At 60.3% G+C, this 13994-nt stretch carries 12 protein-coding genes and 1 pseudogene; 9 read left to right on the forward strand and 4 right to left on the reverse strand.

Annotated features, from left to right (window positions below; all coding sequences use genetic code 11):
- Positions 1-55: 55 nt before the first annotated feature.
- A complete protein-coding gene (locus NVV77_RS14020) occupies positions 56-226 on the reverse strand; it encodes a hypothetical protein (RefSeq protein ID WP_295414293.1) in 171 nt (56 codons plus the stop codon).
- Between the two features lie 314 nt (positions 227-540).
- Here NVV77_RS14020 and NVV77_RS14025 point away from each other — a divergent pair.
- A pseudogene (locus NVV77_RS14025) lies at positions 541-2336 on the forward strand (ABC transporter ATP-binding protein).
- Between the two features lie 39 nt (positions 2337-2375).
- On the opposite strand, the gene NVV77_RS14030 reads toward NVV77_RS14025, so the two are convergent.
- Together NVV77_RS14030 and NVV77_RS14035 are read right to left on the reverse strand one after the other, a co-directional pair.
- A complete protein-coding gene (locus tag NVV77_RS14030; RefSeq protein ID WP_295414295.1) occupies positions 2376-2936 on the reverse strand; it encodes a hypothetical protein in 561 nt (186 codons plus the stop codon).
- Positions 2937-3142: 206 nt separating this feature from the next.
- On the reverse strand, positions 3143-3640 hold the full coding sequence (locus NVV77_RS14035) for a cytochrome b/b6 domain-containing protein (protein WP_295414296.1): 498 nt from the start codon (positions 3638-3640) through the stop codon (positions 3143-3145).
- Positions 3641-4198: 558 nt separating this feature from the next.
- On the opposite strand from NVV77_RS14035, the gene NVV77_RS14040 reads away from it, so the two are divergent.
- From NVV77_RS14040 to NVV77_RS14050, 3 genes are all read left to right on the forward strand, one after another.
- Positions 4199-4489, forward strand: a complete 291-nt coding sequence (locus tag NVV77_RS14040; RefSeq protein WP_295414298.1) for a hypothetical protein — start codon at positions 4199-4201, stop codon at positions 4487-4489.
- Positions 4490-4713: 224 nt separating this feature from the next.
- Complete coding sequence (locus tag NVV77_RS14045) at positions 4714-5577, forward strand: DUF4747 family protein (protein WP_295414300.1); 864 nt, start codon at positions 4714-4716, stop codon at positions 5575-5577.
- Position 5578: 1 nt separating this feature from the next.
- A complete protein-coding gene (locus NVV77_RS14050) occupies positions 5579-6127 on the forward strand; it encodes a hypothetical protein (RefSeq protein ID WP_295414302.1) in 549 nt (182 codons plus the stop codon).
- 9 nt (positions 6128-6136) lie between these two features.
- Here the strand turns inward: NVV77_RS14050 and polA are convergent, their stop codons facing one another.
- Positions 6137-9058, reverse strand: coding sequence for a DNA polymerase I (gene polA, locus NVV77_RS14055; RefSeq protein ID WP_295414304.1), 2922 nt, complete (start codon positions 9056-9058; stop codon positions 6137-6139).
- A gap of 147 nt (positions 9059-9205) precedes the next feature.
- On the opposite strand from polA, the gene cfa reads away from it, so the two are divergent.
- From cfa to NVV77_RS14080, 5 genes are all read left to right on the forward strand, one after another.
- Positions 9206-10324 carry a cyclopropane fatty acyl phospholipid synthase gene (gene cfa / locus NVV77_RS14060; protein ID WP_295414306.1) on the forward strand — a complete coding sequence of 373 codons (1119 nt, stop codon included), beginning with the start codon at positions 9206-9208 and terminating at the stop codon, positions 10322-10324.
- Positions 10325-10407: 83 nt separating this feature from the next.
- Complete coding sequence (locus tag NVV77_RS14065) at positions 10408-10977, forward strand: TetR/AcrR family transcriptional regulator (RefSeq protein WP_295414308.1); 570 nt, start codon at positions 10408-10410, stop codon at positions 10975-10977.
- Positions 10974-12131, forward strand: coding sequence for an SGNH/GDSL hydrolase family protein (locus NVV77_RS14070; protein ID WP_295414309.1), 1158 nt, complete (start codon positions 10974-10976; stop codon positions 12129-12131). Before NVV77_RS14065 ends, NVV77_RS14070 begins: the two co-directional genes overlap by 4 nt.
- Positions 12132-12318: 187 nt before the next feature.
- Positions 12319-12663 carry a phosphopantetheine-binding protein gene (locus NVV77_RS14075; RefSeq protein WP_295414311.1) on the forward strand — a complete coding sequence of 115 codons (345 nt, stop codon included), beginning with the start codon at positions 12319-12321 and terminating at the stop codon, positions 12661-12663.
- Positions 12660-13862 (forward strand): beta-ketoacyl synthase, encoded by a 1203-nt coding sequence (locus tag NVV77_RS14080; protein WP_295414313.1) that lies wholly within the window; start codon positions 12660-12662, stop codon positions 13860-13862. The genes NVV77_RS14075 and NVV77_RS14080 overlap by 4 nt, the downstream gene beginning before the upstream one ends.
- The last annotated feature ends 132 nt before the right edge of the window (positions 13863-13994 follow it).

A 13994-nucleotide genomic window follows, 5' to 3' on the forward strand; every position in this document is an offset into this window, starting at 1 on the left:
AGCGAAGAAGCCGGAATAGGTGGCCTAACGCAACTCTCGGCCACCTCCTCCACGATCAACCCATCATCGTCACCACCGGGCTTGTCCCGGTGGTCCATGCGGAGGCGAGATGGATTGCCGGGACAAGCCCGGCAATGACGACGGAGAAGTTTTCAAGGCGCTCCGGCAACGCCAGTGCTGCAACGCCTGTCGCCGACCGCCCCACTGTGCCCCGGCGGCACCACACGCCAATTTCCATCGCAAAACCTATTGGCAAAGGCGAACGGTTTGGCTATCAACCGTTCACCGCTTCATTTTCTTTGAACCTAGGGAGGCGTTGCATGACAGCATTTATGATCGCTTCCCCGTTTGGCATCGGCCGACCTTAGGTCCCTGCCAACCGCGGCCCGCCGTTTAGGCCAGCCGCCCGCGGTTTTCTCTTTCCTTCCCTTCTGCAGACCCGACCGGCCCGACAGGGTCATTGTCTCGCCCGGTCAGTTTTGTGCCTTTCATAGCCCTTTTTGAGGAGCCGGCTGCCGGAGAACGGGGCCGGACTGCCAAATGAGTCGCAAGAAACTCGACTTCCGCGCCGATGCTTTCCGCAGCGTGCTCGGCTTTACCTTCCGCCACTGGGCCCGCCAGCCCAAGCGCATTGCCCTGATTGCCGGCCTCGTCATGGTCGCCACCATTGCCGAAGTGCTGGTGCCGATGTTTTCGGGCCGCATTGTTGATGCCATTTCGGGCAACCAGAATACGGCGCTCAACGATGCCGTGCGCGCCTTTGCCGTGGTTGCGGCGCTGGGCGTGACCAGCGTGGTGCTGCGCTTCTTCGTGTTCCAGACCATCATCAAGCTGACGCTGCAGATGATGGCGCGGATCGTGCACGACGGCTTTTACAAGGTGCAGCGCTTTTCGACCGATTGGCACGCCAATAGCTTTGCCGGTTCGACGGTGCGAAAAGTGACGCGCGGCATGTGGGCGCTCGATGCGCTCAACGACATCCTGCTCGTGGCGCTGCTGCCGAGCTTCGTCATGCTGGTCGGCGCTTCGATCCTGCTCGGCTCCTATTGGCCGGTCATGGGCCTCGTCGTTGCCGGTGGCTCGGTGATCTACATCGCCTTCACCGTCCTGATGTCGGTGGGCTATGTCGCCCCGGCCGCAAGCCTTGCCAATGCCTGGGACACGCGCCTCGGCGGTGCGCTTGCCGACGCGGTGAGCTGCAACTCGGTCGTAAAAGCCTTTGGCGCCGAAACGCGCGAAGAGGACCGGCTGCGCCATGTCATGTCCAAGTGGGATTCGCGGACCCGCCGGACCTGGAAGCGCGGCACGCTCAACGGCACCATCCAGGGTCTCCTCATGACCCTGATGCAGGCCGGTATCCTCGGCACGGGCCTCTATATGTGGACGCAGGGACTGGCGTCGGCCGGCGATATCACCTTCGTCCTCGCCATGTTCTTCGTGCTGCAGGGCTATCTGCGCGACGTCGGCATGCACATCCGCAACCTGCAGCGCTCGGTCAATGACATGGAAGAGCTGGTGGCTCTGTCCGCCATGCCGCTCGGTGTCGAGGACAAAGCCGGGGCCAAGCCGATTGCCATCGGCAAGGGCGCGATCAACTTTGATCACGTCACCTTCCGCTATGGCAGCCACGCCACCCCGCTTTATCGCGACTTCTCCGTCGCCATCAAGCCGGGCGAACGGGTTGGTCTTGTGGGTCATTCGGGTTCGGGCAAGACGACCTTCGTAAAACTGATCCAGCGGCTCTACGACATCAATGGTGGTGCCATCACCATTGATGGGCAGAACATCGCCGATCATCAGCAGGCAAGCCTTCGTGGCCAGATCGCCATCGTGCAGCAGGAGCCGATCCTGTTTCACCGGACGCTGGCCGAGAACATCGCCTATGGTCGGCCGGAAGCCAGCCGGGCTGAAATCATCGAGGCGGCCAAACAGGCCAATGCGTATGATTTCATCATTGGCCTGTCCAAGGGTTTTGAGACCATGGTGGGCGAGCGCGGTGTGAAACTTTCGGGGGTGAACGCCAGCGCGTTGCCATTGCCCGGGCGTTCCTTGCCGATGCGCCGGTGCTCATTCTGGATGAGGCGACGTCGAGCCTCGACAGCGAGAGCGAGGTGATGATCCAAGAGGCGATGGAACGGCTGATGGTGGGCCGCACCACGCTGGTCATCGCGCACCGTCTCTCGACGGTCCGTGCCCTCGATCGCCTGCTGGTCTTCGACAAGGGCAGGATAGTCGAGGAGGGCAATCACGAGGCGCTGATCCGGCTCCAGGGTGGAATCTATCGCCGGCTGTTCGAGCGGCAGGCGCTGGAACTGACCAAGGGCCTCGTGGCCTAAAATCCAAAAGAGCCCGCGGAGCGATCTGCGGGCTTTTTCTTAGTGGGCGACGTCCATGGTGGAGATGCCCATGCGTGGATCGCGTACCACGCGGATTTTGCGGAAGGGCGAGCCGCCGGGCTTGCGGCGTGGATCATTGGGATCGATGCGCTCGATGCGACGGCGGTCGGGCCCAAAATAGTGGTCGGATTCGACATAGACCAATTCATGCTGCAACTGGTCGCTGAGCTTGTGGCTCATGTCGGATACGGGGTCGGTGATGAACAGCACCTCGTCGAAACCCATCTGCACCAGCGGCACGATCTGGTGGCGCGGCCCATTGGTGACGAAGCAGACAATCGGCGCGAAACGGCGGAAGACGTGGTCCGAGCTGCGCAGGCCATGGATGATGCGCTGCTTGGCGCCATCGGGCAGCTGCCCATGGACCAGAAAATAAGTCAGCCGGTTTTTCGGCAGCTCGGCGAACTGGGTGTAATTCGCCACCGTGCCGAAGCCGAGCTTGGCGGCCAACGTGCCAAGGGCGCTGGCGCTGACATCATTGGGTGCGAAAGTAACCGCCCCGCAATCGGCGAGCATATTGGCGGTCTCAGACAAGATCATCGCCTCTTCCTTCCCAGAAAGCGCTCAAGTCATTGTCAGACCTATTGTGGGGAAATTGTTTGAATCACGTATTAATGCGTAGCCAGATCTTAACTCTGTACCAAAGTACTGTTTTGCATAACCAGATATATCAAAAGTAGAAAAAGGCGGCGCCCGCGAAAAATGTCGTGGGCCCTGCCGATTTTCTGCCGTGCCGCCTGCCGGCGTCAGCTTTCGGGTTTGAGCATGCGCATGAGCACGCCACTGCGCAGCACCAATTGCTGCACCAGCGCCCCGGCAATGTGGAGCAGCACGAGGCCGATCAGCGCGAGGCGCAGCGGCCCGCCATGCGCCATGGCGGCGCCTTCCACGCCACCGAACCAGGCGACAAGCCCGGAAATCGGGATCATGAACAGCAGGGCATAAATGCCCCAGTGAACCACATTGGCGAGAAGGCCAAGCGCGGCCGGTTGCCCCGCCGGATGCGGCGGCGCGCCATGGCGCAGCCGGATGACGAGACGAACGGCGGCCAGGATCAGAATGGCGCTGCCAACGATGATATGGGGCAGGGGATTGCCGCTATCCTCCGTGCCCCGGCGCAGCGCCCGCCAGGCTTCCTCCATGCCGTCATGCACCAGCAGCTGAAAGAGGATCAGCCCGGCAATGAGCCAATGGAGGATGACCTGGGCGCGGGAATAACCGGCGGGGGCAGTGGTTGAGGACATGAGCGACACTTTCTCTTGGGGCCAGGGCGCGTGTCATGCGCCGCAGAACCACAATTGCGGCAGGGGCAATGGTTTGCAAATGAAGCTTTGGACAGGTTTGCGCGCCGGACGGCCATGTGGCTTCCGGTTTTGAGCGGACCCCGGAGCGGCAATCGCCTCGGATGATTTGTATATGAAGCGACGGCCGCTCCGGAGGCCGGCCATTCAGGCCTAGCCTTCATGGCCTTCTCGCCTAAATTCGCTCCACTGGAGCGAATTTGCCTGGCGGCACATCTCGAAGTTGGACAGAGCCAACAGCGCCTCTTGATCGCTCGTCGCGAGGGACCGACTCCCGAACCCATGGAGAAGGCGACCTCCCCACAAACCGGCTCCCCCCGCCACTGATCGCCTGCAGGCCGCTCGCGCGGGGTGGATACGACGGAGATTACAACGCCTGCGAGGGGGCGGGAATAAGCGGGACAAGTTTTTCCGCTTAACCCTTCATTCACCATAAAACCGGCTTTCCGGAGCCGGTGTCGCGGAGGTGCATTGTATTTGTATCAAATACGAGGCAGCCCCATGGCTTTTCCTGATCCGATGCCCGACGCCTATGTCGCCGAATTTCTCGACCTGGCGCGCTCGGCCAATGTCACCTTCGATATCACCGAAGATCGCCTGCACATGCGGATGGTCAATCCCAACTGGACCATGTGGTCGCCCATAAGGCACCTGCTTGATGAGATCGGGCAGGAACGGATCGAGGCGTTTGTGCGGAGAGAGACGGCGGCGCGGCAGGCGGTGGAGAGTTGGAACGAGGCGAGCGTGGAGCGGCTGAAGGGGGCGGCGGAGGTGATGCGGGGCGGGGTGTAGCGGGAGCGGGTCCCAGCTTGGATATTTGTCGGCGGACAATTCCTTAATGCCGGATGCCATCGGATCGCTGAGGGATCTCAGATAGGTACCCAGTGATTTGATTGTCGATAAAAATACTGTTGACATTAGCCGCCTAATCTATATGTTCATGTTTTGTTCCGTTGCTGAATTCTGCCTATTTCTTTCTTCTTGTCGGATGTTTTGACAATTCCGAGGAGGGCAAATTGGCAAGAAAGCTTAAGGTCTCAGCAGCAGTCCTTAATCTGCGTATTCATCCTCATTCTGCAGATAAATATGTAGAACTATTCCGCGCGGTGTACGCACTCAAGTCACCAGCACAAGTTCACGGCGATCGCAACGGGATGATCTCAAGCGCAAGTTTTCAGGAGAAAGACAAAGGAACTTTGTCCGGTGTCATAACGACATTCACGGACTTGCCTGAGGAGGGGACTTGGTTCGACGCGGAGGAGCTGGATGAAGCGAGTGATGAAAAGCTTGCTGACCTAAGTATTCCACCGGGCATCTTTCCAAATGCCGCTACTTACTTTTTCAAGTTCACAATTGGCGACCATCGTTTCTATATGGAGACTTACTCGCGAGGAAAAAGTATAACGCCGCGTTCATCGCTAAAGTTGATTCGTGGGTTATTTGGTCATCCAAGAATTGTCGAGAAATTTGGCCAACCTTCAATTTCTCTCGTTCAAGACAAGGATGGATTGGCTGCTCTTTTTTCAATTGATCGAATTAAGAGAATTGAGATTACAATAGAAAAGCCGAACTCAGATATTCTCGCCGATGACTTCGAGGAAGAGATCGAGAAACATCTCCTCGAAACAAAGGCGCAAAAGGTAACGCTCCTTTACGAGGCTGTTCCGGGGCAATCGCTAGTGCCGTCAAAAGACATTCAACGTGCAGGCAGCGTGGCCCTTGCAAACGGTGATGTCAGAGTTGTGGGGAGGAACGACGGTATGGCGTTTGACGCTTCGACGAATGAATATCCGAAGGTGCTGCGTGGACAATATGATCCCGAAATCACAAGTGAACAGCAGGCGTTCAATAGTTTAATTTCAAATCATAACGAAGACTGAAGTGAGCCAGCTCAAACCTTTAACAAAGCGACTGAAAAGGTACTTCGACGCCTACGGAGGATGGAGGGCGATTTGGGGATCGCCTCTCTTTCATCTGTCGGTCATCGTCGGATTTTCGGCGCACGCTTATTGGGTGAGTGCGAAGTGGGTTGATCTGACTTTCAGTCTGATTCCAAGCCTTTTGGGTTTTAGTCTTGGAACTTACGCCATCTTATTTAGTCTTATAACGAACAGAATGCGTAAGGCTCTACGTGCAGTTAAAAATTCGCGCGGAATTTCGTATTTGGAAGAGATAAATGCGACCTTCTTCCATTTTATTTTCATGCAAACGGCGATTTTGTTTTACGCGTTTTTGTTTGGTGGCCTGAAGATTGATGGATTTTCGCGCTATGTGGCCAAGGTTGCTCCGATATATGAAATATTGGTCTGGCCGATCTGCTCTATTCTGTCTGCGGCAGGGATGATTTTGCTGGTCTACGCTGTCAGCCTAGTGGTTGGCGCTGCTCTTACCGTATATCGTTTGGCCTTAATTACAGACCCGGAAGATTGAGATGAGGCGCTAGTGCGCCTCGTCCCAATTCTTAGCCGCATGCGCGTCCACCTGGATCGGCACGGTTAGCCGGACGGCCGGCTCGGCCGCGCCCTCCATCACCCGCTTGATCACCGGGATCGCCTGATCTTCTGTGCCTTCGGGCACTTCAAAGATCAGTTCGTCGTGGACCTGCAGCAGCATGTCGGCATCAATGCGAGCCTTCTTCAGTTCCGGCTCCATGCGGATCATGGCGCGACGAATAATGTCGGCGGCTGAGCCCTGGATGGGGGCGTTGATGCTGGCGCGTTCGACAAAGCTGCGTTCGCTGGGATTGCCGGAATTGGCATTGGGGAACTGGATTTTTCGGCCAAAGATGGTGGTAACAAAACCGTCGGCTTTCACCTTCACCTTCTGGGCGTCCATGTAGTCTTTGATTCCCGGGAAGCGCTCAAAGTAGGTTTTGATGTAGTCGCCGGCTTCGCCGCGGGCGATGCCGAGCTGGTTGGCGAGGCCAAAGGCGGAAATGCCGTAGATGATGCCGAAGTTGATGGCCTTGGCGCGGCGGCGCACTTCGCTCGGCATGCCTTCCACCGGCACGTTGAACATTTCCGAGGCCGTCATGGCGTGAATGTCGAGGCCTTCCTCAAACGCGTCCTTGAGCGCCTGGATATCGGCGATATGGGCGAGGACGCGCAGCTCGATCTGGGAATAGTCGGCCGAGATCAGCGTTTTTCCGGGCGCTGCGACGAAGGCGGTGCGGATTTTTCGGCCGTCGCTGGTGCGGACCGGAATGTTTTGCAGGTTCGGATCGTTGGAGGAGAGGCGCCCGGTGAGCACGGAGGCCTGCGAATAGGACGTGTGCACGCGGCCGGTGCGCTGGTTCATATAGGTGGGGAGGGCATCGGTGTAGGTGCCCTTGAGTTTGGTCAGCTGGCGCCAATCGACAATGGTGCGGGCAAGGGGAATGCCCTTGAGCGCCAGGTCTTCCAACACGTCGGCACCGGTCGACCAGGCACCGGTTTTCGTCTTGGTGCCGCCTTCGAGGCCCATTTTGTCGAAGAGGATTTCGCCCAGCTGTTTTGGGGAGCCGAGGTTAAAACTCTGGCCGGCCAGCTCATAGGCCTCCGCCTCGAAGGCGGCGGCGCGCTGGGAGAAATCGCCCGAGAGGCGGGCGAGAATCTGGCGATCGACGGTGATCCCGCGCGCTTCCATGCGGGCGAGCACCGGGGCCAGGGGCCGTTCGAGCGTTTCGTAGAGCGTCGTGGCATTTTCCGCGGCAAGGCGCGGTTTTAGGACATGCCAGAGCCTGAGGGTGATATCGGCGTCCTCGCCGGCATAGCGGGCGGCGGCCGGGATATCGAGCTGGTCAAAAGTCTTTTGGCCCTTGCCGGTGCCGGCCAGCTCGGAAAAGGTGATGGTCTTGTGGTTGAGCCAATGGTCGGCGAGCACGTCGAGGCCATTATATTGCGGGCCATCGAGCGCATAGGAAATGAGCATGGTGTCGTCGATCGGCGCCATGTTGATGCCGTAGCGCCAGAAAATCTCCATGTCATACTTGACGTTCTGGCCGATCTTCAGGATCGCCGCGCTTTCGATGACCGGCTTGAGCGCATCGAGCACGTCGCGAATGGGCAACTGGCCTTCAACGAGCCCGCCGCCGGAGAGCAGGTCGCCGGCGAGCGCATGGCCGACGGGGATGTAACAGCCTTCGCCGATTTTCGTTGAGAGGCAGATGCCGACGAGATCGGCGGTCTGCGGATCAAGGCCGGTGGTTTCGGTGTCGATGGCGACGAGGCCGACATCGATGATTTTTGCGACCCAGGCGGCGAGGCGCTCGAGCGTGGTGACGGTTTCGTAGTCGTCGTAATTGACCGGGATCGCCTTGATGCGTGCATGCTCTTCGGCCGCAAAGCGGGCGGGGCCCGAGCCGGGCACGACATTGGCGGCAAGCTTTGCCTTGGCGACGGAGAGGTTGGCCGACTTTTGCGGCACGCCGGGCACCGGGGTTTCGGCGCCGGCCTTCAGCTCGGGATCGGCTTCAAAATCATCGGGATTGGCTTCGAGCAGCGCCGCCATGCGCTTGGTGATCGTAGCGAATTCCATGGCCTTGAGGAAAGGGAACAGGGCCGAGGGCGCCATGGGCTGGCGGATGAGGCCGTCGAGGTCGATTTCGACCGGGACTTTTTGTTCCAGCGTCACCAGCTTTTTCGAGATGCGGGCGAGTTCGGCATTGGCGATCAGCTTTTCGCGGCGGGCGTTCTGCTTGATCTCGGTGGCGCGCTCGAGCAGGGTTTCGAGATTGCCATAGGTATTGATCAGCTCGGCGGCCGTCTTGACGCCGATGCCGGGGACGCCGGGCACGTTATCGACGCTGTCGCCGCAAAGCGCCTGCACGTCGATGACCTTGTCGGGCGTGACGCCGAATTTGGTGAAGACTTCATCAGGGCCGATCCAGCGCAGCGGCGGCTGGCCGGGGCGGGGGATGGTGTCGAGGAGACGAATGGAGCCGTCGGGCTCGACGAGCTGCATCAGGTCCTTGTCGGACGAGGCAATGGTCACCTTCCAGCCGGCATCGCGCGCCATCACGGCATAGGTCGCCATGATGTCGTCGGCTTCCCAACCTTCCATTTCGATTGAAGGAATGGAAAAGGCGCGGGTGGCCGAGCGGGTCAGCGGGAATTGCGGGACGAGTTCTTCGGGCGCGGGCGGGCGCTGGGCCTTGTATTCGGGGTAGAGATCGTCGCGAAACGTCTTGCCCTTGGCGTCGAAGATGACGGCCATGTGGGTGGGCGTTTCCTCGCCTTCCATGTCCTGCGTTAGCTTGAACAGCATGTTGCAGAACCCCTGCACGCAGCCGACCGGCAGGCCATCGGACTTGCGGCTGAGTGGCGGCAAGGCGTGGAAGGCGCGGAAAATATAGCCCGAGCCATCGACGAGCAGCAAATGCATGAGACGATTCCCCTTAAGTCCGGCGGCGACTTTAAAGGGTTGGGAACAAAGAGGGTACCCGGATTTTGCACGGGTTGCATCGGGACTTGATCGTCAATCAACGATGGAGATACCTTCATCTGATTGCCGACCCCTTATGGTGTTGCCATGTCCAGTTCTGCCAAGCACTTCGTCACCGGCCGGCTCCATGCCGTCGGCATCGAAATCAACGGCCCCGAACCTTGGGCGCCGCGGGTTCATAACGACCGATTATGGGCGCGCCTCCTGCGCGATGGCTCGCTGGGGTTGGGCGAAAGCTATATGGACGGCTGGTGGGACGCGGAGGCGCTCGATGAGTTCCTGTTCCGCCTTGTCAGCGGCAATATCCAGGACGCCTTCCCCAAGGACCTGGCCGTCATGTGGAGCCTTGCCAAGGGGCGTCTGCTCAATCTCCAGCGCCTGCGGGTCACCGAGGTCGGGGAGAAGCATTATGACATCGGCAACGATCTCTATGCTGCCATGCTCGATAGTCGCATGGTCTATTCCTGCGGCTATTGGCGGGACGCGACCGATCTCGAAACGGCCCAGGAGGCCAAGTTCGACCTCATCTGCCGAAAACTGGGCCTGGCGCCCGGCATGCATATCCTCGATATCGGCTCGGGCTGGGGTGGGTTCCTGAAATTCGCGGCTGAGCGATATGGGGTTTCCGGGCTTGGCGTGACTGTCAGCAGGGAACAGGCGGCACTCGCCAATGAACGGAGCAGGGGGCTTCCGGTCGAAACCAGGCTCCTCGATTATCAGGCGCTCGACGGGCAGTTCGATCGGATCGTCTCTATCGGCATGTTCGAGCATGTGGGCTACAAGAACTATCGCGCCTATTTTGAAAAGGCTGCTGGCCTGCTCAAGCCCGATGGGCTTTTCCTGCTCCACACCATCGGCGGCAATCTTTCGACGACCCATGGCGACCCCTGGAGCGAAAAATACATTTTTCCCAATGGCATGCTCCCTTCGATTGCCCAGATCGGCAGGGCCGTGGAAGGCCTCTTCGTCATGGAGGACTGGCATAATTTCGGCGCCGACTATGACCGGACACTGCTGGCCTGGCGCGACAATTTCGATGCCGCCTGGCCGGCGCTGAAGGGCGAGAAATATGACGAGCGCTTCCGGCGGATGTGGCGCTACTACCTGTCGAGCTTCGCCGCTATGTTCCGCGCCCGAAAAATCAACCTCTGGCAATTGGTGCTCTCGCCCAGTGGGGTCGCAGGCGGCTATCGCAGCATGCGCTGAAGGTTCCATCGCCGGATGGTCCCTTGCCACTCCGCAAAACCTAATGGTAGTAGGATAGAAACTATTATCATTAGGAAACTGCGATGCCGCGGGTTGGACTGACACGGGAAAGGCTGGTTGAGGCGGGGTGCGACCTCGCGGACCGGGAGGGCTTTGCGGTGCTGACGCTGGCGGAACTGGCGCGGATGTTCGAGGTAAAGCTCGCAAGCCTTTATTCGCATGTGCGCAATTCCGATGACCTCAAGGCTGGCGTGGCTCTGCGGGCGCTGGACCTGCTGGCGGACCGGGCCGATGAGGCAGTTGCGGGGCGCGCGGGGAAAGAGGCCCTGGTGGCGCTGGCCGAGGTGCATCGGCATTTTGCCGGGGAGCATCCGGGCCTGTTCGAGGCAGCGCGGTTTCCGCTTTCGGCGGAGCAGGCTGTGGGGAGCGGCGGGGCGCGATTGGCGCGTGCGATGCTGGCGGCCTTGCGGGGCTATGGGCTTGCCGAGGCCGACCAGGTGCATGCCGTGCGGTTGCTTGGCTCCTTCTTTCTCGGCTTTTCGCTGCTCGAACTCGGCGGCAGTTTTGCCCATAGCCAGCCCGAGCCCGATCTCTCCTGGCAGCGCGGGCTCGATGCGCTCGACCTGACGCTCAAGAGCTGGACGACAACATGAAGAATTTTGCCATTACCGCGGATCTGGTCTTCGGCGCGCAGGAGCTGGAGCGGACCGAGACGGGCCTGCAGCCGCATCGCCTGCCCGCAAAAGCGCGGCAGCAGAATGAGGACGCCGGCTTCTCCATGGCGGAGCGCCAGCCTTCGGGCGTGCGGCTGAAATTCCGGACGGCCGCAAGCGTGGTGGAATTGGACGTGCTGCCGACCAAGCGTGTCTATACCGGCATGCCGGCGCGACCCGATGGTGTCTACGATCTGCGGATCGATGGCGAACTGACACAGCAAAGAAGCGCGCTCGGCGGGCGCGTGATGCGTATCGGCATGGCGCCGCCATCCATGGTTTTGGAGCCGGGCGAGGTGCAACTGCTGCGCTTCGAAAACCTGCCGGGGCGGGACAAGCTCGTCGAAATCTGGCTGCCGCATGACGAGATGACAGAGCTGGTGGCTTTGCGGGCCGATGCCGATCTTGCGGCCGTCCCCGCGCGAAAAACCTGGCTCCATCATGGTAGCTCGATCAGCCAGGGCTCCAACGCCACCTCGCCGACCGGCATTTGGCCGGTTGTGGCAGCGACGCTGGGGGAAGTTGACCTCATAAATATGGGCTTTGGCGGCAATGCGCTGCTCGATCCGTTTACCGCGCGCGCTATGCGCGACACGAAAGCCGACCTGATCAGCGTCAAGATGGGTATCAATCTCGTCAATCTCGACCTGATGCGCATGCGCGCCTTCGGCCCGGCGCTGCATGGCTTTCTCGATACGATCCGCGAGGGGCATCCCGAAACGCCGCTGGTGGTGGTGTCTCCGGTCTATTGCCCGATCCACGAAGCGACGCCCGGCCCGGGCCAGTTCGATTTTTCTGCCTTGGCGGAGGGTCGCCTGCTGTTCCGCGCCGAGGGCAATGCGGAAGAGGTGGCCAAGGGCAAGCTCACGCTTGTGACCATACGCCAGAAGATGCGGGACATCGTGGCGCAACGCTCGGCCAGCGATCCCAATATCCACTATCTCGACGGGCTCGAACTCTATGGCGCGGACGACAATGTGCGGCTGTCCTTGCCCGATGAGCTGCATCCGGACGGGGTCACACATAAGCTTATGGGGCGGCGGTTTGCCGAAAAGGTGTTTTCTGGCGTCCTTGCCGGAAACGGCGATGCCTGAAGCCTTCATGGCCTGGGGCGCCGAGTTCTGCTTGCCGTAACTTCGTCACCAGCCTATTGACCGTGTGGACGCACCCGGCGACAGTATTGTGATCGAGGTGTTTGTTGCCACCGATATATATGCGTGAGTCCTTGGCATTTACGGTTCCCACATCTGGGGCTGAGCCGGATTTATTTGAGGAGCTATCATGAGCGAAACGGGTACCCCCGCTTCTACCCCCCGCGTGTTGCCGTCGGACGATGTCCTGCGCGAAGAAATCATTCAGCTGATCATGACCGAACGCAGCGTCGAGCGCGAAAAGCTGGTGCCCGAGGCCAGCTTCCGTTCGTTGGGCTTTGAATCGCTCGATGTGGTGATGCTGCTCATGGGCATCGAGGAAAAGTACGGCATTTATCTGCCGATCGATGGCGAACTCAGCACCGTCAACACGCTGGCCGAGCTGCTGGACCTGCTTGTGGCGCGCATCAAGACCGCCGAGCCGGCATCGGCCGCCATGGCGCCCAAGGCCGCCGCCGGAGGCGCAGCGCAGTGAGCGTACAGGTCGCCATTACTGGCATGGGGTGTGTGACGGCGGCAGGTCTGGGCGTTGATGCGCTCTGGCAGGCCGCGCGCGATGGCGACCCCAAGGTTTCCCGGCTCGAGGGAGATGAGTTCGCCCGCAGCCATGTGAAAATTGCGGCGCGTGCGCCCTTCGACATGGCGGACCATTTTACGCCCAACCAGGCCCGGACGCTCGACCGGTTTTCCGCCCTTGCCATCGTTGCCGCCAAGGAAGCCATCGAGGCTGCCGGGGCAGAGCCTCGCGAATGGGGCGACCGGGTTGCGCTGATCATTGGCACCGGCATTGGCGGTATCGAAACCACGGCTTCGATGTATGGCTCGTTCACCTCGGGCACGCGCGGCGACCCGATGGCGATCCCAAAGATCATGCCCAATGCGGCCGCCTGTCAGGTCGCCATGGCTTTTGGCATTACCGGCACGCTGCTGGCGACGGCCGGCGCTTGCTCGTCTTCGGCTCAGGCCATTGGCCTTGGTCTGCAACTGATCCGTGCCGGCATTGTCGACCGCGCCATTGTGGGCGGCTCGGAAGCCATGGTCATTCCCTCTTCCATGCTGGCCTGGGAAATGCTGCGCGTGCTCACGCCAACGGCACAACGTCCCTTCTCCAAGGGTCGCGATGGCATGATGATGGGCGAAGGCGCCGGCGTCATGGTGCTTGAGCGTCTCGATCTGGCCCAGGAGCGGGGAGCACCCATCGTGGGCATGCTGCGCGGCTATGGTACGACGAGCGATGCCAAGGACCTGTTGCGCGCCGATCCGGTCCGCTCGTCCGCCGCGATCAGCCGGGCCCTTGAGGATGCGGGCGTCTCGCCATCCGAGATCGCCTATTGCAACGCGCATGGCACCGGCACGATCGCCAACGACGTGGCCGAAGCCGAGGCGCTGACCCGCGTTTTCGGCGATGGCATGAGCAATCTTGCCGTGTCGTCCACCAAGCCGATCCATGGTCATCTGATCGGGGCGGCGGGTGTCATCGAGGCTATCGTGACGGTCAAGGCGCTCAACGAGGGCATTGCCCCGCCGACGATCAATTTCCTGGAGCCGGACCCGGCCATGCATGCGATCAATTGCGTGCCGAACAAGGCCCAGCCGATTTCCGGCAAGATCGGCATCAGCAATTCCTTCGCCTTTGGCGGCATCAACTGCTCGCTGGTTCTGTCGGCCGCCTGACGCAGGTTGGTCGATATCAGGCAATGGAAAGGGCGCCCTCAGGGCGCCCTTCTTTTTTGGCTCGCCTGATCGGCAGCAGGAAACGCAAATGCGCGCAACCACCTTCGCGGCCCGCACGTTGGGGAAACACCT

Origin of the sequence: Devosia sp., from assembly GCF_024707125.1 — a bacterium.
Taxonomy (GTDB): domain Bacteria; phylum Pseudomonadota; class Alphaproteobacteria; order Rhizobiales; family Devosiaceae; genus Devosia.